We start from the raw sequence: 24,807 nt of genomic DNA on the forward strand, positions 1-24,807 counted from the left end.
AGTTGTCGTGGAGCCGTCCTTGAAATACCACCCTTGTATGTTTGATGTTCTAACGCAGGGCCCTGAATCGGGCTCGCGGACAGTGCCTGGTGGGTAGTTTGACTGGGGCGGTCTCCTCCCAAAGAGTAACGGAGGAGCACGAAGGTTGGCTAATCCTGGTCGGACATCAGGAGGTTAGTGCAATGGCATAAGCCAGCTTAACTGCGAGACGGACAGGTCGAGCAGGTACGAAAGTAGGTCATAGTGATCCGGTGGTTCTGAATGGAAGGGCCATCGCTCAACGGATAAAAGGTACTCCGGGGATAACAGGCTGATACCGCCCAAGAGTTCATATCGACGGCGGTGTTTGGCACCTCGATGTCGGCTCATCACATCCTGGGGCTGAAGTCGGTCCCAAGGGTATGGCTGTTCGCCATTTAAAGTGGTACGCGAGCTGGGTTCAGAACGTCGTGAGACAGTTCGGTCCCTATCTGCCGTGGGCGTTGGATGATTGAAGGGAGTTGCTCCTAGTACGAGAGGACCGGAGTGAACGAACCTCTGGTGTTCGGGTTGTCACGCCAGTGGCACTGCCCGGTAGCTAAGTTCGGAATCGATAACCGCTGAAAGCATCTAAGCGGGAAGCGAGCCCTGAGATGAGTCATCCCTGACCCCTTGAGGGTCCTAAAGGGCCGTTGGAGACCACAACGTTGATAGGTGGGGTGTGTAAGCGCGGCGACGTGTTGAGCTAACCCATACTAATTACCCGTGAGGCTTAACCATACAACACCCAAGAAGTGTTTCTGGCCTTGTAGCAAGTGCATGAACTACTTAAAAATTCAGTGATAGTGATGAAGCCACGAGCGACATCATTACTCACGTCAGCTTTCTCAGATTGAATTAATTTGCCTGGCGGCCATAGCGCCGTGGAACCACCTGATCCCATGCCGAACTCAGAAGTGAAACGCGGTAGCGCCGATGGTAGTGTGGCATTCGCCATGCGAGAGTAGGACACTGCCAGGCACCCAATACAAGAAACCCCGCTCGATGAGCGGGGTTTTTTATTGGCTGAAAATCAGTAATCTGGCTAATTATCGTTCGTTCCCCTTCTGTTTTGTATAGATGCTCTTCCCTATCGCCTAAATCCCCTTCATTTATCGTTCAATTTTTATTCAATTATTTAATTGCTTGCACATAAAAAGCACAGAGTGTGATGCCTCTACCTTTCTTGTGAAGGGTGCTCTGGTTTAATCCTTCGGTCCACGTCGATGGACCAAGGAATCACAATAATTTGAGGAATGGACACATGTTCAAAAAAACAGTAACGATGATGCTGGCGGCGGGAACCCTGGTATTAGGCGGTTGTGCATCCAATGGTGGTGCTGAGCAGGCTGGGGCAGACAACAGTGACTTCGGTGGCAAGTCCATCTACCTGCGTGGGGAGATGAACGACTGGATGGCGACTGATGCGAGCAAGGTGATCAAGGTGGCCGACAAGCTCTACATGGCCAAAGGGACGCTCAAGAAGGAGTGGGCACCCTACAAGTTCAAGTTTGCTGACTCGAGCTGGAGCTGCGGTACCAACTTTGGCTACAAGAGCCCGAGTGATGGTGTTGCCGTATTGGGCGGTGAGGCGGTGCCGGTCAACCCCTGCTCCAAGTATGAGGACATGAAGTTCTCACCGGATTCCGATGGCGTCTACGAGTTCTATCTGAATATGGCGGGTGGAACACCGACCGTCTACGTTAAGAAGCCCTGATCTATCTCTGAGTATTCATTCATTCAGTCACTTAATCAGTTGAGTGTCCTGGTTTGGAGATCTGCTGATCGTGGCTTTGCGACCAATGCTGGGCTCTGCTATCAGTGCCAAAGCAAGGGGGGGGCTGGTGCTCAAGGATGGTTGCATGAACAGCCTCAGCAGCGGCGCCTCCCAGGATGGCTGACCGGTGTGTTTAACTCATTGAGCGAAAGCAAAAAGACCGGTCTGTGTTCCGGTCTTTTTATTGCTGTTTTTATGGGCAATCAAAACGCTCGGCCAAGTGATTTGTTGTGTGATAGTAAAATCGGGCGTAGCGTTGAGGGTAATAAAACTGTCACGGCCGTGTGGTTTCAATGACATCTGAGATTCACACACGTGGCCCTTCAGTGCCAAGGAGAATGCTTATGGACAATACGGACCGAAAGCTGTTTATCCTGGATACCAACGTTCTACTTCACGAACCCCTCGCGATCTACTCCTTCAAAGAGCACGACGTGCTCATCCCCATGACAGTGCTGGAAGAGCTCGATAACATCAAGGATCGCAACAAGGATGTCAGCCGCGACGCGCGGGTGGCCATTCGTGCGTTGGAAGATGTGTTCCGTGACGCAACGCCGGAGCAGATCACCCAGGGCGTTCCGCTGGCTGGCGAAGCGAGCGGCAATATTTGCATCTTCAGCGATCACCACCTGCCGCAGGATGCCGAAGTCTTTACCGACAAGGAGGCCGACAACCGCATCATCAACGCGGCCCTCTATCTGCAAAAGCATGAGTTGAAGCGTCAGGTGGTGCTGGTCACCAAAGACATCAACATGCGTCTCAAAGCAAAAGGGGCAGGGCTCGCCCGTGTTGAAGATTATCGCAGTGACCAGCTGATCGACGATATCCGCCTGTTGGCCAAAGGCTTTCAGGTGGTGCCCGGCAGCTTTTGGGAGCGGGTTGGCGAGTGCGAGAGCGAGAGCTATGGCCGCGATACCATTCATGTGATCGACGACAACCTGCTCGAAGGAATTCACGTCAACCAGTACCTGATCGACGAGGAAAACTTCTTCGCCGCCCGTGTGCTCAGCCACGATGGCAACAAGATCCGCATCAAGGATCTGGGCCGTGAGCGGCTGATGTCCCGCAAGGCGTGGGGTGTCCATCCCAAGAACGTCTATCAGGGGATGGCGCTGGATGCACTGCTCGATCCGCACATCGATCTGGTGATCCTGACCGGCCCGGCCGGTTGCGGCAAGACCTTGCTGGCGATGGCGGCGGCGCTGGAGCTGGTGATTGAGAAGGGTATTTACGAGAAAGTGATCGTCACCCGGAATACCCCGGAAATTGCCGAAAGCATCGGCTTCCTGCCCGGCACCGAAGAGGAGAAGATGATGCCCTGGCTGGCGGCGGTGACCGACACCCTAGAGGTGCTGCACAAGCAGGACGAGAACATGAGTGGCTCGCTCAGCTACATCATGGAGAAGGCCAACATCCAGTTCAAATCGGTCAACTTCATGCGCGGGCGCAGCATCCAGAACACCTTCGTGTTACTGGATGAGTGCCAGAACCTGACCGCGTCCCAGATCAAGACCATCATCACCCGCTGCGGTGAGGGAACCAAGATCGTCTGCTCCGGTAACCTGGCCCAGATCGACTCTAACTACCTGAGCCCGGTGACCTCGGGTCTCACCTACATCGTCGAGCGTTTCAAGGATTTCGACGGCAGTGCCAACATCTTCCTCAACGGCGTGGTGCGCAGCAGACTGGCCTCGTTCGCCGAGGAAAATCTCTGATTTAACGGGATCTGTGCATGAGAAAGGGGAAGCCATCCGGCTTCCCCTTTTTTGATGCCCTTGCCTTCATGATCCCTGTGTACGGCCAAGGTAGCGCAACAACCCGGGATGATCGCTGTGTTGCAGAATATCCTGCTTTCCTTGCAGGGCGATGCGTCCCTCGTCGACAAACAGTACCTGATCGGCGATGAGCTGGGCATCTTCCGGCATGATAGGGGGAGACCATCAGCTGGTTGGCCATCCACTATGGCGCGAGAGCGCGACCAAGGTAGCGCAACAACCCGGGATGATTGCTGTTTTGCAGGAGGTCGGACTTTCCTTGCAGGGCGATGCGTCCCTCGTCGACAAACAGCACCTGATCGGCGATGAGTTGCGCATCCTCCGGATTGTGGGAAACCATCAACACGGTAATGCCCTGCTCGCAGGCGAGGCGGGCCACTTCCGCCAGCATCTCCCGGCGCAAGGCGGGATCGAGGGCCGAGAAGGGCTCATCCAGTAGCAGCAATGGCTTGCCCCGTACCAGTGCGCGGGCCAGTCCGACCCGCTGCTGTTGGCCGCCGGAGAGTTGCTCAGGCAGGCGGTTTAGCATCTCGCCAAGGCCGACCCGCCCGGCAGCATCGATCACCTGTGCCCGCTGGGCGGCACTCAGGCGCAGACCCGGATGCAGGCCGATGGCGATATTGTCGAACACCGAGAGGTGGAGGAACAGGTTGTGATCCTGAAACAGGGTGGTGACTGGTCGTTCGGCGGGGCCCAGCGGCAGCAGATCTTCACCATCGAAACTGAGGCGGCCTGATTCCACCGGCACGAAGCCGGCGATCATCCCGAGCAGGGTAGATTTGCCCGCGCCGCTTGGGCCGATCAGCGCGGTGATCTCTCCCTTGGGCAGGGTCGCGCTGAAGCTGACGCGCCAGTCGGGGTAGCTGGTCGCAAGCATATCAATGTTCAGCATTTTTCCTCCTCAAAGGGTCCGTTTGACTAGCGAGAACTGCCGCAGAAACGCTAGCGCAGGGCCGCAAGGCGTTTTGTATCTCAATGATGCTCGCCATTTTTTCCTCCAAGACCCCGTTCAACCAGCCAGAACAGGGAGAAACAGAGTGTGAGCAGCAGCAGGGCGGTGGCGGCCGCGTCGGTCAGCCGGTAGCTGCCGAGCTGTTGATAGAGCAGCCAGGGCAGGGTGGTGAGCTCCTGACTGCCAAACATGGCGATGGCTCCGAGATCCCCCAGCGAGAGGATCATCGACAGCGCCATCGCCAGTGCCAGCGGGCGGCGCAGCAGTGGCCACTCCACCAGTCGCAGGCGATGCAGGCCGCGTACCCCCAGACTGTCGGCCAGCCGGTCGTACTGGCGTACCACCAGCTGCATGGGGGCTGAGAGGGTGCGCAGCACATAGGGCAGCGCCATCAGAGCGTTTACCAGCACCACCAGCCAAGGGCCGAGGGCGAAGACATCGGTGAACGGCATAAACAGGATGAAGAGACCGGTGGATAGCACCACCGCCGGGATCATCAGGATCATCGAGCCGCTGGCCTCCCACATGGCCGCAGCGCGCCGCTGGCGGGTGCGCACCTTGAGGTGACGGCTGGTGAGCAACAGGCCGCTGCCAAGCAGGGTTGCAAGGGTGCCGGCCGCCAGCGCAATCAGCAGCGACTGGCCGCTCGCCTGCCACAGCTTGCTGGAGGTGAGCGCCGTCAGCAGGCCGGGGTGGAGGCCGGCCACCACAATCGCCAGCAGCGGCGGCAGAAAGATGGCGAGCCCGATACAGAGCGAAAGCAGATCCACCACGGCTGTGCCTGGCTGATGGCGATCCGGCCGCAAGCAGGGGCGGCGCGGTGTCACCCGACTGGCCGGGGTGCTCTGCAGCTTGTGTTGCAGGGCGAGCAGGGCGGCGGTCAGGATCAGCTGCACCAGCGCCAGTCCGCCCGCGGTGGCGAGATCGAAGTCAAAGCGCAGTGCCTGATAGACGGCCACCTCCAGCGTGGTGGATTTCGGCCCGCCCCCTAGCGCCAGCACGGTGGTGAAGCTGGTGAAACAGAGCATGAAGATGAGGCTGGCCAGTCCCGGCAATATGCCGCGAATAAGCGGCCACTCCAGCAATCGGAAGATGTGGGACGAGCGCATGCCGAGTTGGCTGGCAAGGCGCCAGCTCGATTCGGGGATGCTCTCTAGGCTCTGCAGCATCAGGCGGGCCGCCAGTGGCATGTTGAAGAAGACGTGGGCCAGCAGGATGCCGAACAGGCCGTAGAGGTAGTTGCCGGGATCCAGCCCCAGTGAGCGCAACAGTTGCGGCAGCCACCCTTGTTTGCCGTGTACCGCCACTATGCCGAAGATGGCGATGATGACTGGCAGTACCAGCGAGAGGCCAAACAACTTGATCAGCAGGGTACGACCGATGAAGCGCCGCCGCGCCAGCGCGCGGGCCACCGGAATGGCCAGCCCGAGACTGAGCAGGGTGGAGAGCAGTGCCTGCCCCAGACTGAAGCCCAGCACATGGCGCAGATAAGGATCTGCGAGCAGGGTGCGTGGCGCCAGCGAACCGGCCTGCCACAACAGGGCCGCGAGTGGCCCGAGGGACAACAACAGGATCAACAGGGTGGCTGCGCTGCCCGGCAGCCACCAGAGGGGACGAGTCTGTAGTTTCAGGGCGTGACGGCTCACTGGGTGACGGCTTGTAGCCACTCGCGGATCCACCCTTTGCGATTGGCGGCCACCTCATCGCTGCTGAAGGCGAGCGGCTTGGCTACGGTGATCATCTGCTCGAAGCCCTTGGGCAGTTGGGTGTCGATCACCGGATACATCCAGTTGCCGGTAGGGATCTCGTTCTGGAAGGCGGGGCTCACCATAAATTGCAGGAACTGATCGGCCAGCTTGCCCTGAGTGGCACTGTTCAGCTTGGCGGCCACTTCTACCTGACGGTAGTGACCCTCTGAGAAGGCGGCAGCCTGATACTGGGGCTTGTTCTCGCCAATCAGGTGGTAAGCGGGGGAGGTGGTGTAGGAGAGCACCATGTCCGCTTCGCCATCGAGGAACATGCCATAGGCCTCGGACCACCCCTTGGTGACGGTGACCGTCTTCTTGGCCAGTTCGGCCCAGGCGGCAGGTGCCTTGTCGCCGTAGACTGACTTCATCCACAGCATCAGCCCTTGTCCCGGGGTAGAGGTGCGGGGATCCTGATAGATCACCTTGAGGTCAGGTCGCTCCACCAGCTCTTTCAGGCTCTTGGGTGGCTGCTTGAGCTTCTCCTTGTCATAAACAAAGGCGAAGTAGCCGTAGTCGTAGGGGACGAAGGTCTTATCCTGCCAGCCACCCGGCACCTTGATGCCGTCGAGGTTAGTGGGATGGGGCGCGAACAAGCCGCTCTGCTTGGCTTCGCTGATGAGTGCATCATCGAGCCCCAGCACCAGATCGGCCTTGCTGTGTTTGCCCTCCAGCCGCAGCCGGTTGAGGATGGCTACCCCATCTTCGAGGGAAACCAGATTGAGGGTGCAGCCGCACTCTTTCTCGAAGGCTTGCTTGATCTTGGGGCCCGGGCCCCACTCGGCAGTGAAGGAGCTGTAGGTGTAGACGGTGAGGGTGTTGGCGGCGAACGCATTGGCCGACAGCAGGCCGGTGGTGACCAGCAGCAGGGTTTTCATTGGTGGCACTCCCTATTACTTGTTAATAATGAGGTGCCAGCGGGTGAGGGCGCAAAAAATGAGCGCCATGCCTCAAATTCCTCCGCCAGCATTATCTGGATCAGGTTCACGGGTATAATCTCAGCGGTAAACCGCACCCCGTTTGAGAAACGCACCGCATTGTATTAACGTTCTTTTGGGTAGACCAGCACAATTGTGCAATACCCCTGAGATGACGCCCACCCAACAGAGGATGTTCGCGTGCTTACCAATACCAAGGAAAGGCGTGCCTTTGCGCGCATGGTTATCAATGCTCCGGTCACTGTTTATCAGCAACAGCAGGTGCTGGAGGGGGTCTGCCGGGATCTCAGTGCCAACGGCATGGGGATTGCGGTATCTGAACACCAGCTTGACATCAATTTGCCGATCCGGGTTAGCCTGGCCACGCACAACAACCTGCTGCCCCCTTTCGAGGCGCAGGCCCGCATCATTCGGGTGCTGGACGAGGATGATGGCTTGCTGTTGGCGATAGAGTTTTTACCCGTGGCTTGAGTCAGCGCGCTAATCAATCGGTCGTCATGGGTCACAGTGTGAGCCTGAGATAGACAGGCTCACTTGTTGGCTTTAACCGGTTGCACACTGATTTGTTTACTATCGACCAGCGTTTTGCTGGTCGATGCTATTTGGCCGGCGGGCAAGGTGGCGGGGCCTGTGGGCTCGAGCAGCAGATAGGATTGCCCTTGCCAGCTGATGGTGGCATCCCCCGGTTTGGCAGGCAGGTCAACGGCCAGCAGGGCGTGGCCGGGGACGAACACCATGGCCTGTTTCAGCTCGGGAAAGAGTTGGGCCAGCATGGCGGCCATCAGGGCCACCTTGCTGTCGCAATCGCCCCGATTCTGTTCCAACACCTGGCGAGGAGCGAGAAACCCCTTGCCTTGCCGTCCATTGAGATTATCCAGCTGCTGGTAGGGGATGCTCTGGATAAAGGTCAGCATATGGGCCACCGTCTTCTGGCGAGCTTCCGTTTCGGTGCTTCCCTGCTGTTTGAGTTGACCCACCAGCGGTGCCAAGGTGCTGCGGCTCTCCAGCGCGATGCGCGGATGATCTTGCTTGACCGCCAGTTGTCCGTCAGGGGTTGTGAAGTACTGGAAGTAGTGCTCGGTCAGCCACGCCAACTCCTCTTTGCTGCGCTGTGATTCCAGCCAGGCCATCGCTTCACGCGCTTTATCCTGATTGCGACTTTTCAGATGCAGCTCCAGCGTGGGGCGGGTGAGGGTGAACTGTACCTCGGGGTAGTTCTGGCGCACCTCCCGCAGCAATACCTGCAACACCTCCTCCTGCATTCTGGCCGGGCGATAGGCGATAAGGGGCGGCAGCTTGCCCTGTTCCAGCCGGTAGGTGAGCTGCTGGGGCTTGCCTTCGCTATCCCGCCAGCCGACGTTGATCTGGCCGAGGCTGTTGTTGAAGCTGGTTTGGCTGGCGCCCACGGGCAGGGTTAGCAGCAGGGCACAGAGCAGAGGGATTGCCGTCGGTCTCTTCATCATCCTTTCCTGTGGCACGGGCCAGTTCCGGTGGCCCAAAGTGGGAAGCGTAGCGGACAGTAAAACAGGGAGCCGAAGCTCCCTGTTGATTCTACTCGTTTTTTTGCAACTGGTGCGTTAAATCCAGTTTGGCTGCTTCGCCTCAAAGGCACTGATGGCGGCTTCGTGTTGCAGGGTCAGGCCGATGGCATCCAGCCCGTTGAGCAGGCAGTAACGGCGGAACTCGTCGATCTCGAAACCGAAGCTGCGCTCACCGGCGCGCACCTGATTGGCTTCCAGATCCACTTCAATCTCGATGCCCGGCTTGGTAGCGACCAGCTGGAACAGGGCGTTGATCTCCTCTTCCTTCAGGCGTACCGGCACCATGCCGTTGTTGATGGCGTTGCCGTAGAAGATGTCGGCAAAGCTCGGGGCAATGACGGTCTTGAAGCCGTAGTCGGCCAGTGCCCAGGGGGCGTGCTCGCGGCTCGAGCCGCAGCCGAAGTTCTCGCGAGCCAGCAGGATGCTGGCACCGGCGAATTGCGGCTGGTTGAGCACAAACTCGGGGTTGGGCTGCTGACCGGCATCGTCCAGAAAGCGCCAGTCGTGGAACAGGTGCTTGCCAAAACCGATGCGGTTTACCTTCTGCAAAAACTGCTTGGGAATGATGGCGTCGGTGTCGACGTTGGCGCTGTCGAGGGGCACGACGATCCCTTTATGTTGCTTGAAGCCTGTCATCTTGTTCTCCTCGTAATTACAGCGCGCGAATGTCGGCGAAGCGGCCGGTGACGGCGGCGGCGGCGGCCATGGCCGGGCTCACCAGATGGGTGCGGCCGGCGCGGCCCTGACGCCCTTCGAAGTTGCGGTTGCTGGTGGAGGCGCAGCGCTCCCCCGGTTGCAGCCGGTCGTTGTTCATCGCCAGACACATGGAGCAGCCAGGAAGGCGCCACTCAAAGCCTGCTTCGATGAAGATCTTGTCGAGACCCTCGGCTTCGGCCTGTGCCTTCACCTGCTCGGAGCCAGGCACCACCAGCGCCTGCACACCTGCGGCCACCTTGCGACCGCGGGCGATGGCGGCGGCAGCGCGCAGATCCTCGATGCGGCTGTTGGTGCACGATCCGATAAACACCTTGTCGATGGCGACATCGGAGAGCTTCTGGCCCGGTTGCAAATCCATGTAGGCGAGTGCCTTGCGGGCGGACTGCTGCTCCATCAGATCGCTGAAGGATTCCGGTGCCGGAATCGGCTCATTGACGGCAATCACCTGACCCGGGTTGGTACCCCAGGTGACTTGCGGGGCAATATCGGCGGCGTCCAGCACCACTTCGGCATCGAAGTGGGCACCTTCGTCACTCTTGAGGCTCTGCCAGTAGGCGATGGCCTGCTCCAGTGCTTCGCCCTTGGGGGCAAACTCCTTGCCGCGAATGTAGTCGATGGTGGTCTGGTCGGGGGCAATCATCCCCGCCTTGGCGCCGAGCTCGATGGCCATGTTGCACACCGTCATCCGCCCTTCCATGGAGAGGCCTGCAATGGCCTCGCCAGCGAACTCCACCACGTAGCCGGTACCACCGGCATGGCCGACCCGGCCTATGATGGCCAGCACCACGTCCTTGGCGCTGATGCCCTCGGCCAGCTTGCCGTTGACTGAAATGCGCATGGTGTTGGCGCGGCCCTGTTTCAGGGTCTGGGTCGCCATCACATGCTCCACCTCGGAGGTGCCGATACCGAACGCCAGCGAACCGAAGGCGCCGTGGGTGGCTGTGTGGGAATCGCCGCAGACGATGGTGGTGCCGGGCAGGGTAATGCCGAGCTCGGGGCCCATCACATGGACGATTCCCTGATATTTGTGGTTGAGATCGTAGAGGCGAACCCCGAACTCTTTGCAGTTGTCGGCGAGCGTCTCCATCTGGATGCGGGCCATCTCGCCAGAGGCGGCGATGTCCTTGCTGGTGGTGGAGACGTTGTGATCCATGGTGGCCCAGGTCAGATCCGGGCGGCGCAGCTGGCGGTTCATGGCGCGCAGACCGTCGAATGCCTGCGGGCTGGTCACTTCATGCACCAGATGGCGGTCGATGTAGATGAGGGGCGTTTCCCCTTCCACTTCCCGTACCACGTGGGCGTCGAATACTTTCTGATAGAGGGTCTTGGCCATTGCTTCTCTCTTCCTTGTTATCTGTTCTTTAGCTCAGATCCGGGCGGCGATCTGGCTGCCCATCTCGGACGTGCTCTGCACCGGATGACGGGCGCTGGCCTGATGCAGGTCGGCGGTGAAGTAACCTTCGGCCAGGGTCTGGGCCACGGCCTGCTCGATGGCTTGGGCTGCAGCTTCCTGACCCAGGCTGTAGCGCAGCATCAGGGCGGCGGAGAGGATCTGGGCGATGGGGTTAGCAATTCCTTTGCCTGCGATGTCCGGGGCCGAGCCACCGGCCGGCTCGAACAGGCCGAAACCCGATTCGTTGAGGCTGGCGGAGGGGAGCAGCCCCATGGAGCCGGTGATCATGGCGCATTCGTCGGAGAGAATGTCACCAAACAGGTTGGAGCAGAGCAGCACGTCGAACTGGGAGGGATCCTTGATGAGCTGCATGGTGGCGTTGTCGATATACATATGGTTCAGTTCGACATCGGGATAATCCTTGGCGACTTGTGTCACCACCTCACGCCACAGGATGGAGGAGGCGAGCACGTTGGCCTTGTCGATGGAGGTGACTTTGCCACGTCGTACCCGCGCCGACTCAAAGGCAATCTTGGCGATGCGCTCAATCTCGAAGCGGTGGTACACCTCGGTGTCGAACGCCTTTTCGTTCGCCCCTTCACCCTCGCGGCCCTTGGGCTGGCCGAAGTAGATACCGCCGGTCAGCTCGCGCACGCAGGCGATGTCAAAACCGCGATCGGAGATGTCGGCGCGCAGCGGGGAGAACTGCTCCAGACCGGTGTAGATGCGGGCCGGACGCAGGTTGCAGAACAGCTTGAAGTGGGCGCGCAAGGGCAGCAGGGCACCGCGCTCCGGCTGATCGTTGGGGGGCAGATGTTCCCATTTCGGGCCGCCCACCGAGCCGAACAGCACGGCGTCGGCCGCTTCGCAACCTTTGATGGTGCTTTGTGGCAGCGGGGTGCCGTGGTTGTCGATGGCGATGCCGCCCACATCATGGCGATCATACTCGAAGGCGAGGCCGAATTTGGCCTGCACCTTCTCCAGCACCTTGACGGCCTCGGCCATCACTTCCGGGCCAATGCCGTCACCCGGCAATACTGCGATCCGATAACTGCTCATACACTCTCCATCCTGATATTGTCTTTGAGATCCCTCTGCCCGGTTTCCCCGACGCTGCGCGCGGATGCCGGTTCAGACGTTCCCCGTCCTGATGTTGTCATTCCATGCCGTCTGTGTGGCAGCGATTCCTGCTCAGACGGTTTCTGATTTGATGCTGTTATTGCGTTCCATCTGCTCTGCCACCTGATCGGCGCGCCAGATGCTGTTGATCACATGGAGCAGGGCGTGGGCCGAGGATTCAATGATGTCGGTGGCCAACCCCATGCCGTGGAATTTACGGCCCTTATACTCGGCGACAATATCCACCTGACCGAGGGCATCTTCCCCCTCGCCCTTAGCTTTGAGGGCATATTTGTCGATGCGGATCTCATAGCCGGTGATGCGGTTGATGCACTGGTAAACCGCATCCACCGGGCCGTTGCCGGTGGCTGCTTCGCACACCAGATCCTGCCCCACCTTCAATTTGACCGAGGCGGTGGCCAGCACCGAGCTGCCGCTCTGCACCCCGAGGTACTCCAGCTTGAAGTGCTCAGGCTCTTCGTGGATCTGGCTGAAGAAAGCCAGCGCCTCGAGGTCGTAGTCGAATACCTGTCCTTTTTTGTCGGCCAGGGTCAGGAACTTGCCGTAGAGGTGGTCAAGGTCGTAGCTGCTCTCGGCATAACCCATGGACTCCATCCGGTGCTTGATGACGTGGCGGCCGGAGCGGGAGGTCATGTTGAGGTTGTTCTGGGTCAGGCCAATGCTTTCGGGAGTGATGATTTCGTAGGTGTTTTTCGCCTTGAGCACCCCATCCTGATGGATGCCGGAGCTGTGGGAGAAGGCGTTGGCCCCGACGATCGCCTTGTTGGGCTGCACCGGCATGTTGCAGAGCTGGCTGACCAGCATGCTGGTGCGATGAATTTCGTTGTGGCGGATATTGGTTTGCACCCCGAGCAGATCGGCGCGGGTCTTGAGGATCATCGCCACCTCTTCCAGCGAGCAGTTGCCCGCCCGTTCGCCGATGCCGTTGATGGTGCACTCGATCTGGCGGGCCCCCATCTGCACCGCACCGATGGAGTTGGCCACCGAGAGCCCCAGATCGTCGTGGCAGTGCACCGAGATGATGGCCTTGTCGATGTTGGGCACCCGGTTGAACAGGGTGTGGATGATGCCGGAGAACTCGGTCGGTACCGTGTAGCCCACGGTATCCGGAATATTGATGGTACGAGCGCCCGCCTTGATGGCGGCCTCCACCATGCGGCAGAGATTATCAATCGGCGTGCGGCCCGCATCCTCGCAGGAGAACTCTACATCGTCGGTGTAGCGCAGGGCGTGCTTGATGGCGCCGACCCCCATCTCCAGCACATCCTCGAAGCTCTTTTTCAGCTTGCTCTCCACATGGATGGAGGAGGTGGAGATAAAGGTGTGGATGCGAAAGGCGTCGGCGACCCGCAAGGCTTCGCCGGCGGCGTCGATATCCTTGGGCAGGGCGCGGGCGAGGGCGCAGACCCGGCTGTTTTTGATGTGGCGGGCGATGGTCTGCACCGATTGAAAATCGCCGGGAGAGGAGACCGGGAAGCCCACTTCCATGACATCGACCCCGAGCCGCTCCAGTGCCAGTGCGATCTGCAGCTTCTCCTTGACTGTCAAACTGGCCGCCAGGGCCTGCTCACCATCGCGCAAGGTGGTGTCGAATATGATGACCCTATCTGACATGTGACTTCCCTCTTCCTAAGTTCGGTAACGTGCATCCTGCTGCGGCATAAAAAAACCCGTGCAGGGTGCACGGGTTTTTGTAAATTCCGGCTATGCCTTAGCCCGGCTACAAGGATCCCGCGCGAGTTAACGCGATTAGGGAAAGTAGTAGTAGCGGGGTGGCGATATGCATGACGTTGTTGTTCCATCCAGTCGATAACGCTTTTACCAATATCGAGATTTTTATGCTGTGTCAACCTGGATTGTCAGGAGCAATCTGCTGAGATATTTAATCGGATTGTAAAGGACTGCAAATTTCCTTGTCCCATATTCGGCCTATGACCGATTATCTGGTCATTCCTGCTGTGCTCGATTATTTGCACAAACAGATCGACTTATCAGCATTGACTGCATTATCTGAGGTGTTTCATGGAAAAACGTAGACCTGGTCGTCCGGTCGGACGTTCTGACATTCGTGACAAGTTGCTTGCTGCTGCCCGTGAGCGTTTTCTCAATACTCCCTATAGCAAGGTGACTACCCGCGAAATCGCGGAGCTGGCTGGCTCGAATCTGGCCATGATCCACTACTACTTCGGCAGTAAAGAGGGTCTTTACAAAGCTGTGCTGGGCGATGTGGCCGAGCCGCTTGATCACGCCTGGCAAGATGAGCAGAGCAATCACAGCATCAATGAGATGCTCAATACCTACTATCAGGTGATGGCGCCCAACAGCGAGCTGACTTCAGCTATCTCCAGCGCATTGTCTAGTGAGAAGAGTCCTGGTCGGGATTTTGTGCTGAATCGCCTGCTGGAACGTCAGCTGCCGCAGTTCGACGCCCTGCTGGAAACCATGAAGTCTAACGGCGAGCTGGGTGATAACCTGGATCCCGAGATGCTGAAGATCTCCTTCCTCAGCATGATGTGGCAGCCGTTCGTGATGAAAGATCTCTACGAGCAGGTGTTCGGCCTCAAGGTGGATGAGAATTTCATGACCCGTCTGGCGGATCACAACTGCCGTATGATGGAAACCGGTCTGCGCGGCAGCCACTGATCCCGCTGTCAGTCGAGATTAAAAAGGGCCATTCGGCCCTTTTTTCATAAATCTGTTATCCCCCGTTCAACGTAACGTCATCCCTCGGCTTCATGCTGCCAAGAGATTTCAGGGACGGAGGGGTTATGAACAAGATCCAGCAATGGGACCAGCAGGTATGCAGGGTCTGCCTGCTTCACGCCTACAACCGGCCGCAGGCGAGGGTCAGCCGCCTTGTCTCCCGCACCGGTGATGGTCCGCTTTACGCCGTGCTGGCCGTCCTGCTCTGGTGGCAAGGGGAGCCCGAACGGGAACTGGTGCAGCTGGCACTGCTCGCCTTCGCCATCGAGCTGCCCCTCTATCTGCTGCTGAAAAACAGCCTGAAACGGCAGCGACCGGTCGGCTTGCCGGTCTTTATCACCCCCTCCGATCGTTACAGTCTCCCCTCCGGCCACACCGCCGCCGCCTTTCTGATGGCCACCATACTGGCCACCGGCTTTCCGCTCTGGGCACCACTGCTGTTTGGTTGGGCGGCGCTGGTGGGGGCATCCCGGCTGCTGCTCGGGGTTCACTACCTGAGCGATCTGGTGGCCGGTGCTTTGCTGGGTGGCGGTTGCGCCGTGCTGGCGCTCGGCTGGAGCCATTCATGAGGATACTGTTTGGTGTGCAAGGTACCGGCAACGGCCATATCAGCCGCAGTCGCACCCTTGCACGGGCGTTACGCACGGCCGGAGTCGAGGTGGACTATCTCTTCAGCGGTCGCCCTGCCGACCGCTATTTCGACATGGAGGAGTTTGGCGCCTACCGCACGTTTGCCGGGCTCACCTTTATCAGTCACGAGGGGCGGGTCTCGCCGTGGCGTACCCTGCAGGCCGCTTCGCCGCTCACCTTCTGGCGGGATCTGCGGGCCCTCGATTGCAGCGAATACGATCTGGTGGTGAGCGATTTTGAGCCGTTGACCGCCCACGCCGCCCGCCGTTATGGCAAGCCGAGCCTCACCATCAGCCATCAGGCCAGTTTCAACTGGCCGATCCCGCGCTGGGGGGAGGATGGGGTCAGCCGTCAGTTGATGCGCCACTTTGCCCCGGTGGATCAACCGCTCGGGCTGCACTGGTTTCACTTCGGCCACCCCTTGTTGCCGCCAGTGATCGACCCCATTTCCACTGCGCCGGATAACGGCGAGATCCTGGTCTATCTGCCGTTCGAGCAGACCGAGGCGATCGCCGCCCTGCTGTCGCGCTTTGGTCAGCAGCGCTTCGTCTGCTTTCACCCCGCCATCCGCACCCCCAGCCAGTGGCGCAACCTGCGCTTCGAGCCGCCGTCGCGGCACGGGTTTATCGCTGTGCTGGCCGGTTGTCGCGGCGTCATCTCCAATGCGGGCTTCGAGTTGGCCTCCGAGGCACTCACCCTCGGCAAGAAGATGCTGGTCAAACCCCTTGGCGGGCAGTTTGAGCAACTGACCAACGGCAAGACCCTCGAGATGATGGGGCTGGCGACCCTGATGGACTGCCTCGATGCCAATCTGGTGCGCAGCTGGCTCGACAGTCCTTCGCTGGGGGCTGTCTGCTACCCCGATGTGGCGGGGGAACTGGCCCGCTGGCTGGCGGCCGGTGCCGATGAGAGCGTGGCGTCGCTGTCACGTCGGCTCTGGGCTCGCACCCTGTTTCCGGAGGAGGTGAGTGATCGTTTGAGCGAGCTGGATGGCGGGGACTGTTTATCCAGTTGCTGGTTATCGCAAGTGAGCGTTGTTGACTAGACTGAAAGGCGAGCCCACCAAGGAGAGGACGGAGCAAATGCGCTTTACCAATGAGAATGGCGAAACCATGACGCTGGCAGATAATCTGACCCTGCATGAATTGCTGGATATGGGTGTCAGCATCTCGGTCAGTGAAGAGACAGATCCGGATCAGCAGATCTGGCTGGCGGAGCCGGATCAGGACAACTGAGTCGATCATCCGGCATCAAGCCCACCGCTGACTGGTGGGCTTTTTTGTGGCCGTTGTTCCCCTCGGCGAGATGATTTGCTGGCCATTCCCCGAGTTGCTTCCCTTTTATCTCATGGCTGCGATGCCAACTCCTTGAATGTTAATAGTGGGTTGAAATGTATGACTGTTCTGGTCAGGAAAAGCCGTGGACAAGCGTTATGAAGCGGGTTAAGTTGGTTTTTCACCCGATTTTCGGGTGAATGATTGAAAAATCCTTTTTTTCACCGGTCAACGGGGCGGAATTAGCCCGATCTGCATTCAGATAACAACAAGAAACGGGTCGGGTTGTGCCGGGAAGCACTGCACCGTTGACGGGATTCGCAAAACGGAGCAAAGCCTGGAGGGCTTTATCATGGAGATGTTATCAGGCGCCCAGATGGTGGTTAGAGCGCTGGAAGATCAGGGGGTGGAGCACGTCTTTGGCTACCCTGGTGGCTCGGTGCTCGACATCTATGACGCACTCTTCGAAAACGGCAAGATGGAGCATGTGCTGGTGCGCCACGAGCAAGCCGCGGTTCACATGGCTGACGGCTACGCCCGCTCCACCGGCAAGGTGGGGACTGTGCTGGTGACCTCAGGCCCCGGGGCGACCAACTGCATTACCGGTATTGCCACCGCCTATATGGATTCCATTCCGCTGGTGATCCTCTCCGGCCAGGTGCCGACCACCATGATCGGTGAGGATGCATTCCAGGAGACCGACATGATCGGTATCTCCCGCCCGGTGGTGAAGCACAGCTTCCTGTGCAAGAAGGCGAGCGATATTCCCGAGGCCATCAAGAAGGCCTATTACATTGCCGCCAGCGGCCGCCCGGGGCCTGTGGTGGTGGATCTGCCCAAAGATGTGCAGAACCCGAAAGAGAAATTTCCCTACCAATATCCCGAGTCGGTGAGCATGCGCTCCTACAACCCGACCAAGTCCGGCCACAAAGGCCAGATCAAGCGGGCTGCCAAGCTGCTGGTGGATGCCCAGCGACCGGTGATGTACGTGGGCGGCGGTGCCATCAACGCCAATGCGGATCATCTGGTGACCAAGCTGGCGGAGCTGCTGAACCTGCCAGTGACCACCACTCTGATGGGGTTGGGTGCTTTCTCCGGTATACATCCGCAATTTATTGGCATGCTGGGGATGCATGGCACCTTCGAAGCCAACAAGACCATGCACAATGCGGATCTGATTTTTGCCGTGGGTGCCCGCTTCGATGACCGCGTTACCAACAACGTGACCAAGTTCTGCCCCAATGCCACCATAGTGCATATCGATATCGATCCGACATCCATCTCCAAGACGGTGCAGGCTCATGTGCCCATCGTTGGCTCGGTAGAAACCGTGCTGGAGCAGATGCTGGAGGTGATCCGCGAGTGTGGCTTTGCTAACGATCATCAGGCGATGACGGATTGGTGGAGCCAGATCAACCAGTGGCGCTCCCGTCACTGCCTCGCCTACGAAAAGTCGGCTACCCAGATTAAGCCACAGCAGGTGATCGAGACCCTCTACAAGGTGACTCAGGGTCAGGCGTTCGTCGCCTCCGACGTGGGCCAGCACCAGATGTTTGCGGCTCTCTACTACCCGTTTGCCAAACCGCGTCAGTGGATCAACTCTGGCGGCCTTGGCACCATGGGCTTTGGCATTCCGGCCGCCATGGGGGCCCAGTTTGCCAACCCGGATGCAGTGGTCTGCTGCGTCACCGGTGATGGCTCGGTGCAGATGAACATTCAGGAGCTCTCTACCTGCTTGCAGTATGGGGTACCCATCAAGATCATCTCCATCAACAACCGTGCGCTGGGCATGGTCAAGCAGTGGCAGAAGATGTTCTACGGCGGCCGTCACAGCCACTCCTACATGGAGTCCCTGCCGGACTTCGTCAAACTGGCGGAAGCCTACGGCCACGTCGGCATCGCGGTGAGCGATCCGGCCGAGCTGGAGAGCGCCATGGAGAAGGCCTTCGCCATGAAGGATCGGCTGGTGTTTATGGATATCTCGGTTGACCCGGATGAGCATGTCTATCCGATGCAGATCAAGTTTGGTGCCATGGACGAGATGTGGCTGAGCAAGACGGAGAGGACCTGACGATGGAACATATTATTTCGGTCGTACTGGTGGAATCCGCCGTTGAAGAGATGTCGCAGAACAAGGCGGGGGAAATATCATGAGACATATTATTTCCGTTCTGCTGGAAAACGAATCCGGCGCCCTGAGCCGCGTGGTGGGCCTTTTCTCCCAGCGTGGCTACAACATCGAGACCCTGACGGTGGCGCCCACCGAGGATCCCACCCTGTCGCGCATGACTATCGTCACAATGGGGGACGAGCGGGTGCTGGAGCAGATCCAGAAGCAATTGCACAAGCTGGTGGATGTGCTCAAGGTGTGTGACTTGAGCGAAGGGGAGCATATCGAGCGGGAGATCGCGCTGGTCAAAGCACGCGCCGCCGGTGGTGCCCGTGACGAGCTGAAACGGCTGGCGGATATCTTCCGTGGCCAGATCGTCGATGTCACCCCCGAGCAGTACACGGTGCAGCTGGTGGGTACCAGCGAGAAGCTGGATGCCTTTATCAAGACCGCCGCCCAGACCAACGAGATCATCGAAGTGGTGCGCTCCGGCGTCTGCGGCATCTCCCGGGCGGACAAGGCGCTGCGCCCTTAAGGCAGAAATGCTGCGGCGGCTCGGTCAGACGGGTTGAAAATAAGATGGAAGGGGGCTCTGCGGAGCCCTCTTTGTTTGGTTTATCTATACGAGGATGGAGTCTATGTTCGGTATTCATGATCTGGCGCTGTTTGTGGTCTCGGGCCTGCTGCTCAACATGATGCCGGGGCCGGACTCCCTGCTCATCATGCTTCGCAGCGGGTCGCAGGGATGGCGTGCCGGTTCGGCGGCCGCGTTGGGGATAGGAACCGGCACCATGATCCATGTGCTGGCTGCCGCCCTTGGTCTGTCGGCCCTGCTCAGCGCCTCGGCAGAGCTGTTTACGGTCATCAAGCTGGCTGGCGCCCTCTACCTTGTCTATCTTGGCGTCTCGCTGTTTCGCCAGCCGGCGGCGAACAGTACTGCAGGTGCTGCGGTTACGCTGCCTGCGCTCTCCTATGGCCGGATCTACCGGCAAGGGGTACTGACCAATGTGCTCAACCCCAAGGTGGCGCTCTTTTTCCTCGCCTTCGTGCCCCAGTTCATTGCGCCGGATGCTCCCGACAAGGCGCTCGCCTTTATCCTGCTCGGCTGCATCTTCAACCTGAACGGGATGATCTGGTGCCACTTGCTGGTCTTCAGCACGGCATACGCTCGCAACAAGGTGAAGCTGCCTGCCCGGATTGGCCGCTGGCTCAATCGGGGCATCGGCACCCTGTTTGTCGGGCTCGGGATCAAGCTCGCCTGCGACTAGCACGCCGCTTTCTGACCTGGGGCAGGTTATCGTGCGCGGCGCGGCGCTGTGGTATGGTCGGCGGTCAGGTGCGGGGCCAGCCCCGTTCTCTCTTTTTCAGGCCAGCCCCACTGGCCGCAGCAGCGAGATCCCTTGCCCAGATGAACATCGCCCGGCTCAAGAACTTTACCGAGATCGTGAAGAACAACTTCAACATCTCGGCGACGGCGGAGAAGCTCTACACCTCCCAGCCAACCCTCAGCAAGCAGATGAAGATGCTGGAAGATGAGCTGGGGCTCGCCCTCTTTACCCGCAAGGGGAAGAATCTGGTCGGCTTGACCAGCGCAGGCGAAAAGGTGATGGAGCTGGCCAAGGGGGTGGTGGCGCAGGTGGAGCAGATCAACCAGCTGTCGCTGGGGGAGCAATTGGCCACCAGCGGGGTGCTGCGTATCGCCACCACCCATACCCAGGCACGCTACAAGCTGCCAGCGGTGATCACCGAGTTCAGCCGTCGCTACCCTGATGTGGCGATCCAGCTCCATCAGGGGGCACCCGCCCAGTTGGCCCAGATGGTGCAAAGCGGCGATGTGGATATGGCGATCGCCACCGAATCCATGTATCTGTTCGACGAGCTGGCCGCCGTCCCCTGTCATCGCTGGGGCCGCAGCGTGGTGGTGCCCCACGGCCATCCGCTGATCGACTGCCAGCCGCTGTCGATGGCCGATCTGGCTCGCTATCCCCTCATCACCTATGTGTTCGGCTTTACCGGCCGCTCCAAGATGGACAAGGCCTTCAGCCGCCACGGCCTCTCGCCAAAAACCGTGCTGACCGCCACCGACACCGACGTGATCAAGCACTACGTCCGGCTCGGGATGGGGGTCGGGGTGATCGCCAGCGTGGCCTTTGACGAGGGGGACAGGGAGGATCTGGTTAGCCTCAATATCGACCACCTGATCGCCTCGAGCGCCACCCACATCTGTCTGCGCAAACATGCCCATCTGCGCGATTACATGTATGACTTTATCCACCTCTACGCCCCCCATATCAGCCGGGAGACGGTGCAGCTGCACCTTATCAACCAGCCGCCGGCCGCCAATATGGCGGAGCTGCCGTGGCTCTAACCGCAAGTTGTTTGCCGCGCACAGAGCAAAAATGCAGAGATAAAAAAAGAGAGGCCATGGCCTCTCTTCTGGTGTTATCGGGATGCGGGATTAATCGCGGCAGGTGGCCAGATTGATAAAGATCTGGGCTCCCACTAACAGGCAGTCGTCATCGAGGTAGTAGGGATTTGCGTGCAGGTAGTTGCAGATCCCCTTGGCCTGACAGCCACTGCCGAGGAAGAACATGGCACCCTTGCGGCCACGGCAGGCGTTGACCATGTAGCTAAAATCCTCGCTACCGGTCATCGGCTGACCCTGGGCGTTGATCCCCTCGCCGGGCAATACGTCGGCGGCTGCTTGCAGCAGACGGGCGCAGGCATCGGCGTGGTTCTCTACCGCCGGATAACCGGCATAGACCATCTTGGTCTTGAAGCCGCGCAGTTCGCTCTGGGCCACGATCTCCTTGAAGCTGTTCTTCAGGATCTGGTCGGTCTCGGCATCCATGGCACGGATGGTGCCACGCGCCTGCACGTGGTCGGCGATGGCGTTGGGGATGGTGCCGCCGTTGATCATGCCGCAGCCAAACACCGCCGGGCTGAACGGACTAGTGCGTTTGGCGACGATGTAGTCCATATCTTCGATGATCCGCACCGCTTCGCGGATGGCATCCAGCCCCTTGTGGGGGGTCGAGCCGTGGGCGGAGATGCCGTGCACATCCAGCGTCCAGGCGGAGCCCCAGGAGGACATGACACCGTTGTTGAACTTGATGGTGCCGGTCTCCATGGCGCCGTCGTTATGCAGGGCATAGACCTCGTCCACCCCTTTCATGCAACCCAGTTCGACCATTTTCTCGGCGCCCGGCACCCGCATATCCTCTTCCGCCATCTGGAAGATAAAGCGGACGTTGTACTGCAGGCGCGCTTTGTTGGCGGCCAGAAACTTGGCGGCGGTCAGGGCGATCGCCATGTGGGAGTCGTGACCGCAGTTGTGGGCCATCCCCTCATGGCTCGACTTGAACGCAACGTCGCTCATGTCGTGCATCTCGAGGCCATCCATATCGGCACGGAAGGCGATGGTCGGCAGTACCGGGTCAACCACCAGATCCCCGTGAAAACCGGTGAAACCCGGGTAGTCGGTGAGGCGGTAGCCGAAGCTTGTCATCAGCTCGCGACAGTAGGCCGAGGTCTTGAACTCGACGCCGGAGGCCTCCGGAATGGTGTGCAGGTGGTGGCGCACTTCGTGGCTGAAGTCGCGCAGGGCCAGCAGGGCCGATTCAATGTGGATGTTGCTCATCAGATGATCCCTTGCATGGTGAAGCCGATCTGGGCAACCAGCGAGGCGCCGAAGAAGCAGCAGGTGGAGACGATCATGAAGATCAGGATCACTTTCCAGGACATTTTCTTCAGCTCTTCCAGCTGACCGCCCACCGAGAGACCGGCAAAGGCCAGCAGCGGTACGCAGCAGGAGAGGAAGGAGATCTTGGCAACGGCATCGATAAAGAGGCCGCGCACTGGGGTCTCCGGCAGGCAGATGAGAATGCCGATGATGGTGGCATAGGCAAACGCCGGCAGGGAGGAGGGCAGGTAGCGCTTGGCAATCAACGAGGCGAACACCACCAGCGACATGGCGATGAAGCTGTCACCCATCAGCCAGAGCGGGGTGCCGGTAGTCAGGGTCTGGGTAAACATGGCCAGCAAGATCGCCAGAAAGACGAACCGCATATCCATTACGATGCTTTTCATGCTTTTCATGCTTTCTCTCCTTTGGAAGTCAGGGCATAGATTTTTTCAGCGAGCGGCAGACCCAGATAGGTGAGGGAGAGGGCGCCAAGGGCAGACGAGAGCAGGTTCGAGGCAGCCGCGATACTCAGCACCTGCTGGGCCAGCGCTTCATCGAGACCGTTGATCAGGGCACCGGAGGCAGCACTCAGCATGGAGCCTGATCCCACGCCGGAACCGGCGGCCAGCGCCAGTGGATGCAGGCCGGTGAGCGGGGCGATACTGCCCAGCACGCTGAACCAGAGGGTGCCGATGACGGAGCCGCACAGGTAGATGGCCAGCACGCCGATGTACTCCTGGGAGCCGGTGCCGAACTTGCCCTGAATGACCGCGACCGACGGCTCACGACTGATAGAGGAGCAGGCCCCGATGGCGCGACGGCCAAAGCCGAACTTCACCGCCAGCGGAATGGCGATCAGGATCGGTAGCAGGTTGCCAATCTCCTGCAGGAACAGCGGCACGCCGACGCTCAGGATCATCTTCAGGTTGGGGATGATCATCCCCGCGTACTGGGTGCCCAGGATCAGCAGGCTGAAGCCCACCATCTTGCCGCAGAAGCCCTCCTCTTTTTCGGTGAAGAGGCTCTTCCAGCCGGGGATGCGATCCTTGACCGGCTTGGCGGAGACAATCATGCCGATGATGACGGCAAAGAGCATCGGCAGGATCGGAATGATGGCGATGCCTATCTTGATCTCCTGCTTGCCTATCAGGTACTGGGCCACAAAGATCAGCATGGCGGTTGCCAATATGCTGACCATGACCGTCTTGAGGGTGCTGGTTTGCTGCATGGTGTGTTCTCTTGTTATTCGTGAGTGTTCCACTTAAGTACCATCGCCAACTTGACGGGCTGGCGGATGATGGGGGCATGATAGGGAGGGTTGCGGGGGAGGAATGTGACCTCCATCAAGCTGGCCATATGGCATTTTTTCATGGGGTATGCCCTTTAACCCTGTGGATACCAAGGGTTAAATGCCGTTAACAGAACGTCAGCATTAGCAGGCGTTGAAGGGCGAGGATGGCGGCATAGGGGTCATATGAGTGGTAATGGGGGATGGATGGCACCGCCCCTCGGGGCGGTACTTCTCATCAGGCCGGTACTTTTAGCTTGGCACTGCGCAGCAGCAGGGGGAGCTGGTAGAGCACCAGGGCGCCGAGCACCAGTCCGGCTCCGGCCAGTTTGGCGCCGCCGAGGGGTTCGTTATATACAAGGGTGCTCAGCATCAGGGTCCAGACCGGTTCCAGCAGCATCATCAGGGCAGCGTGGGCGGTCGTCATTTTGCTCAATGCGTGGGTAAGCAGCCAGTAGCGCAGGGTGGTGGCAATGAGCACGCTCGCTGCAAACCAGCCCCAGATGCCGTGGCTGACCCCGCTCTCGGGCCACTGTTCGGTCAGCAGGGAGAGCAGGGTGCCGAGCAGGCCGGTCATCGCCAGCTGGATGCAGGTAAGCCAGGTGGGGGGAATGGATTGGGCAAAGTGGCGATGGACGGCGAGCTGGATCCCCAACGACGTCGCGGCAGCGAGAAACCAGAACAGCGAGAGCGACACGCCCCAGTGGGTACTACTGGAGAGTAACAGCAGACCCGCGATGGCGATGGGCAGGGTGAGCCAGTAGTGGCGACCGGGTTTGCTCTTGAAGGCGGCCCAGGCGGCCAGCGGCGCCATCAGGGTGGCGACGCTCATGATAAAAGCGCCGCTGCCGAGCGCATCGCTCTGGCTGATAGCGGTGACCCACAGCAACAGGCTGGTGCCAAGCAGAGTGCCGCAACCAATGGCACGTAGCAGCTGGGCGCGGGTTGGCGGCGGCTCGCGCAACCAGGCCAGCGGCAGCAGCAATAATGCAGCCAGCAGGAAGCGGCTGCCGATAAAGGCGGCGGGGGGCAGTTCGTGGATCGCCTCTTTGGAGAATATCCAGCCAGCAGCGGCCAGCAGGGTGACCAGTACCATCAGCAGCAGGGGTGTGCGGTTCATT

At 59.5% G+C, this 24,807-nt stretch carries 23 protein-coding genes, 2 rRNA genes, 1 pseudogene and 1 riboswitch (1 of these 27 running past the window's edge); of the genes and pseudogenes, 13 read left to right on the forward strand and 13 right to left on the reverse strand.

The window, feature by feature from the left end:
• The 4 genes from CK911_RS20410 to CK911_RS20425 all read left to right on the forward strand — a co-directional run.
• Positions 1–759: ribosomal RNA gene (locus CK911_RS20410) — 23S ribosomal RNA — on the forward strand (it extends 2,131 nt beyond the left edge of the window).
• A gap of 125 nt (positions 760–884) precedes the next feature.
• A 5S ribosomal RNA gene (gene rrf, locus CK911_RS20415) occupies positions 885–999 on the forward strand.
• A 283-nt stretch (positions 1,000–1,282) separates the two neighbouring features.
• The gene (locus CK911_RS20420; RefSeq protein ID WP_098972239.1) at positions 1,283–1,735 is read left to right on the forward strand and encodes a pullulanase; all 453 of its coding nucleotides are present in this window, start codon (positions 1,283–1,285) and stop codon (positions 1,733–1,735) included.
• A 404-nt stretch (positions 1,736–2,139) separates the two neighbouring features.
• Positions 2,140–3,510, forward strand: a complete 1,371-nt coding sequence (locus CK911_RS20425; protein WP_098972240.1) for a PhoH family protein — start codon at positions 2,140–2,142, stop codon at positions 3,508–3,510.
• Between the two features lie 66 nt (positions 3,511–3,576).
• On the opposite strand, the pseudogene CK911_RS21280 reads toward CK911_RS20425, so the two are convergent.
• From CK911_RS21280 to thiB, 4 genes and pseudogenes are all read right to left on the reverse strand, one after another.
• Positions 3,577–3,717: pseudogene (locus CK911_RS21280) on the reverse strand (thiamine ABC transporter ATP-binding protein); the annotation flags it as partial.
• A 37-nt stretch (positions 3,718–3,754) separates the two neighbouring features.
• Entirely contained in the window at positions 3,755–4,462 is a 708-nt protein-coding gene (thiQ, locus tag CK911_RS20430; RefSeq protein ID WP_098972241.1) for a thiamine ABC transporter ATP-binding protein, read from the reverse strand.
• An 80-nt stretch (positions 4,463–4,542) separates the two neighbouring features.
• The gene (thiP, locus tag CK911_RS20435) at positions 4,543–6,168 is read right to left on the reverse strand and encodes a thiamine/thiamine pyrophosphate ABC transporter permease (protein WP_098972242.1); all 1,626 of its coding nucleotides are present in this window, start codon (positions 6,166–6,168) and stop codon (positions 4,543–4,545) included.
• A complete protein-coding gene (gene thiB / locus CK911_RS20440; RefSeq protein ID WP_098972244.1) occupies positions 6,165–7,145 on the reverse strand; it encodes a thiamine ABC transporter substrate binding subunit in 981 nt (326 codons plus the stop codon). Before thiB ends, thiP begins: the two co-directional genes overlap by 4 nt.
• A gap of 60 nt (positions 7,146–7,205) precedes the next feature.
• Positions 7,206–7,296, reverse strand: a riboswitch (TPP riboswitch).
• 89 nt (positions 7,297–7,385) lie between these two features.
• Here thiB and CK911_RS20445 point away from each other — a divergent pair.
• Positions 7,386–7,676 carry a PilZ domain-containing protein gene (locus CK911_RS20445; protein ID WP_042018611.1) on the forward strand — a complete coding sequence of 97 codons (291 nt, stop codon included), beginning with the start codon at positions 7,386–7,388 and terminating at the stop codon, positions 7,674–7,676.
• 59 nt (positions 7,677–7,735) lie between these two features.
• On the opposite strand, the gene CK911_RS20450 is transcribed toward CK911_RS20445, so the two are convergent.
• The 5 genes from CK911_RS20450 to leuA all read right to left on the reverse strand — a co-directional run bounded on the left by CK911_RS20450 (position 7,736) and on the right by leuA (position 13,610).
• Positions 7,736–8,665, reverse strand: a complete 930-nt coding sequence (locus tag CK911_RS20450) for a hypothetical protein (RefSeq protein ID WP_098972246.1) — start codon at positions 8,663–8,665, stop codon at positions 7,736–7,738.
• A 117-nt stretch (positions 8,666–8,782) separates the two neighbouring features.
• Positions 8,783–9,382: a 3-isopropylmalate dehydratase small subunit gene (gene leuD / locus CK911_RS20455; protein WP_098972249.1), complete on the reverse strand. Its 600-nt coding sequence runs from the start codon at positions 9,380–9,382 to the stop codon at positions 8,783–8,785.
• A 16-nt stretch (positions 9,383–9,398) separates the two neighbouring features.
• Positions 9,399–10,796, reverse strand: a complete 1,398-nt coding sequence (gene leuC / locus CK911_RS20460) for a 3-isopropylmalate dehydratase large subunit (RefSeq protein ID WP_098972251.1) — start codon at positions 10,794–10,796, stop codon at positions 9,399–9,401.
• A 33-nt stretch (positions 10,797–10,829) separates the two neighbouring features.
• On the reverse strand, positions 10,830–11,915 hold the full coding sequence (gene leuB / locus CK911_RS20465) for a 3-isopropylmalate dehydrogenase (RefSeq protein ID WP_098972253.1): 1,086 nt from the start codon (positions 11,913–11,915) through the stop codon (positions 10,830–10,832).
• Between the two features lie 132 nt (positions 11,916–12,047).
• The gene (leuA, locus tag CK911_RS20470) at positions 12,048–13,610 is read right to left on the reverse strand and encodes a 2-isopropylmalate synthase (RefSeq protein ID WP_098972255.1); all 1,563 of its coding nucleotides are present in this window, start codon (positions 13,608–13,610) and stop codon (positions 12,048–12,050) included.
• 408 nt (positions 13,611–14,018) lie between these two features.
• On the opposite strand from leuA, the gene CK911_RS20475 reads away from it, so the two are divergent.
• The 8 genes from CK911_RS20475 (at position 14,019) to CK911_RS20510 (ending at position 21,081) form a co-directional block, all read left to right on the forward strand.
• Positions 14,019–14,639: a TetR/AcrR family transcriptional regulator gene (locus CK911_RS20475; protein WP_042018605.1), complete on the forward strand. Its 621-nt coding sequence runs from the start codon at positions 14,019–14,021 to the stop codon at positions 14,637–14,639.
• A gap of 125 nt (positions 14,640–14,764) precedes the next feature.
• Positions 14,765–15,268, forward strand: coding sequence for a phosphatase PAP2 family protein (locus tag CK911_RS20480; RefSeq protein WP_098972257.1), 504 nt, complete (start codon positions 14,765–14,767; stop codon positions 15,266–15,268).
• A complete protein-coding gene (locus CK911_RS20485) occupies positions 15,265–16,374 on the forward strand; it encodes an MJ1255/VC2487 family glycosyltransferase (RefSeq protein WP_098972259.1) in 1,110 nt (369 codons plus the stop codon). Before CK911_RS20480 ends, CK911_RS20485 begins: the two co-directional genes overlap by 4 nt.
• A 37-nt stretch (positions 16,375–16,411) precedes the next feature.
• A complete protein-coding gene (locus tag CK911_RS20490) occupies positions 16,412–16,564 on the forward strand; it encodes a hypothetical protein (RefSeq protein ID WP_098972262.1) in 153 nt (50 codons plus the stop codon).
• 391 nt (positions 16,565–16,955) lie between these two features.
• Positions 16,956–18,674, forward strand: a complete 1,719-nt coding sequence (locus CK911_RS20495; RefSeq protein WP_098972264.1) for an acetolactate synthase 3 large subunit — start codon at positions 16,956–16,958, stop codon at positions 18,672–18,674.
• A 79-nt stretch (positions 18,675–18,753) separates the two neighbouring features.
• Positions 18,754–19,248 carry an acetolactate synthase small subunit gene (gene ilvN / locus CK911_RS20500; protein WP_005311605.1) on the forward strand — a complete coding sequence of 165 codons (495 nt, stop codon included), beginning with the start codon at positions 18,754–18,756 and terminating at the stop codon, positions 19,246–19,248.
• A 103-nt stretch (positions 19,249–19,351) separates the two neighbouring features.
• A complete protein-coding gene (locus CK911_RS20505; protein WP_098972267.1) occupies positions 19,352–19,981 on the forward strand; it encodes a LysE family translocator in 630 nt (209 codons plus the stop codon).
• Between the two features lie 140 nt (positions 19,982–20,121).
• Entirely contained in the window at positions 20,122–21,081 is a 960-nt protein-coding gene (locus tag CK911_RS20510) for a LysR substrate-binding domain-containing protein (protein WP_098972269.1), read from the forward strand.
• Between the two features lie 90 nt (positions 21,082–21,171).
• On the opposite strand, the gene CK911_RS20515 is transcribed toward CK911_RS20510, so the two are convergent.
• From CK911_RS20515 to CK911_RS20530, 4 genes are all read right to left on the reverse strand, one after another.
• Positions 21,172–22,353 (reverse strand): M20 family metallopeptidase, encoded by a 1,182-nt coding sequence (locus CK911_RS20515; protein ID WP_098972271.1) that lies wholly within the window; start codon positions 22,351–22,353, stop codon positions 21,172–21,174.
• On the reverse strand, positions 22,353–22,811 hold the full coding sequence (locus CK911_RS20520) for a hypothetical protein (RefSeq protein WP_253860354.1): 459 nt from the start codon (positions 22,809–22,811) through the stop codon (positions 22,353–22,355). The genes CK911_RS20515 and CK911_RS20520 overlap by 1 nt, the downstream gene beginning before the upstream one ends.
• The gene (locus CK911_RS20525; protein ID WP_042018592.1) at positions 22,808–23,626 is read right to left on the reverse strand and encodes a DUF3100 domain-containing protein; all 819 of its coding nucleotides are present in this window, start codon (positions 23,624–23,626) and stop codon (positions 22,808–22,810) included. The genes CK911_RS20520 and CK911_RS20525 overlap by 4 nt, the downstream gene beginning before the upstream one ends.
• Positions 23,627–23,924: 298 nt before the next feature.
• Positions 23,925–24,806, reverse strand: a complete 882-nt coding sequence (locus tag CK911_RS20530) for a DMT family transporter (RefSeq protein ID WP_098972273.1) — start codon at positions 24,804–24,806, stop codon at positions 23,925–23,927.
• Between the last annotated feature and the right edge of the window lies 1 nt (position 24,807).

It is taken from the genome of Aeromonas sp. CU5 (assembly GCF_002586745.1).
Lineage (GTDB): Bacteria > Pseudomonadota > Gammaproteobacteria > Enterobacterales > Aeromonadaceae > Aeromonas > Aeromonas sobria.

Coding starts and splice junctions, on each gene's coding strand:
- CK911_RS20420 (WP_098972239.1), top strand. CDS start 1,283: ATGTTCAAAAAAACAGTAACGATGATGCTGGCGGCGGGAACCCTGGTA.
- CK911_RS20425 (WP_098972240.1), top strand. CDS start 2,140: ATGGACAATACGGACCGAAAGCTGTTTATCCTGGATACCAACGTTCTA.
- thiQ (WP_098972241.1), bottom strand. CDS start 4,462: ATGCTGAACATTGATATGCTTGCGACCAGCTACCCCGACTGGCGCGTC.
- thiB (WP_098972244.1), bottom strand. CDS start 7,145: ATGAAAACCCTGCTGCTGGTCACCACCGGCCTGCTGTCGGCCAATGCG.
- CK911_RS20450 (WP_098972246.1), bottom strand. CDS start 8,665: ATGAAGAGACCGACGGCAATCCCTCTGCTCTGTGCCCTGCTGCTAACC.
- leuD (WP_098972249.1), bottom strand. CDS start 9,382: ATGACAGGCTTCAAGCAACATAAAGGGATCGTCGTGCCCCTCGACAGC.
- leuC (WP_098972251.1), bottom strand. CDS start 10,796: ATGGCCAAGACCCTCTATCAGAAAGTATTCGACGCCCACGTGGTACGG.
- leuB (WP_098972253.1), bottom strand. CDS start 11,915: ATGAGCAGTTATCGGATCGCAGTATTGCCGGGTGACGGCATTGGCCCG.
- leuA (WP_098972255.1), bottom strand. CDS start 13,610: ATGTCAGATAGGGTCATCATATTCGACACCACCTTGCGCGATGGTGAG.
- CK911_RS20475 (WP_042018605.1), top strand. CDS start 14,019: ATGGAAAAACGTAGACCTGGTCGTCCGGTCGGACGTTCTGACATTCGT.
- CK911_RS20480 (WP_098972257.1), top strand. CDS start 14,765: ATGAACAAGATCCAGCAATGGGACCAGCAGGTATGCAGGGTCTGCCTG.
- CK911_RS20485 (WP_098972259.1), top strand. CDS start 15,265: ATGAGGATACTGTTTGGTGTGCAAGGTACCGGCAACGGCCATATCAGC.
- CK911_RS20490 (WP_098972262.1), top strand. CDS start 16,412: ATGCGCTTTACCAATGAGAATGGCGAAACCATGACGCTGGCAGATAAT.
- CK911_RS20495 (WP_098972264.1), top strand. CDS start 16,956: ATGGAGATGTTATCAGGCGCCCAGATGGTGGTTAGAGCGCTGGAAGAT.
- ilvN (WP_005311605.1), top strand. CDS start 18,754: ATGAGACATATTATTTCCGTTCTGCTGGAAAACGAATCCGGCGCCCTG.
- CK911_RS20505 (WP_098972267.1), top strand. CDS start 19,352: ATGTTCGGTATTCATGATCTGGCGCTGTTTGTGGTCTCGGGCCTGCTG.
- CK911_RS20510 (WP_098972269.1), top strand. CDS start 20,122: ATGAACATCGCCCGGCTCAAGAACTTTACCGAGATCGTGAAGAACAAC.
- CK911_RS20515 (WP_098972271.1), bottom strand. CDS start 22,353: ATGAGCAACATCCACATTGAATCGGCCCTGCTGGCCCTGCGCGACTTC.
- CK911_RS20520 (WP_253860354.1), bottom strand. CDS start 22,811: ATGAAAAGCATGAAAAGCATCGTAATGGATATGCGGTTCGTCTTTCTG.
- CK911_RS20525 (WP_042018592.1), bottom strand. CDS start 23,626: ATGCAGCAAACCAGCACCCTCAAGACGGTCATGGTCAGCATATTGGCA.
- CK911_RS20530 (WP_098972273.1), bottom strand. CDS start 24,806: ATGAACCGCACACCCCTGCTGCTGATGGTACTGGTCACCCTGCTGGCC.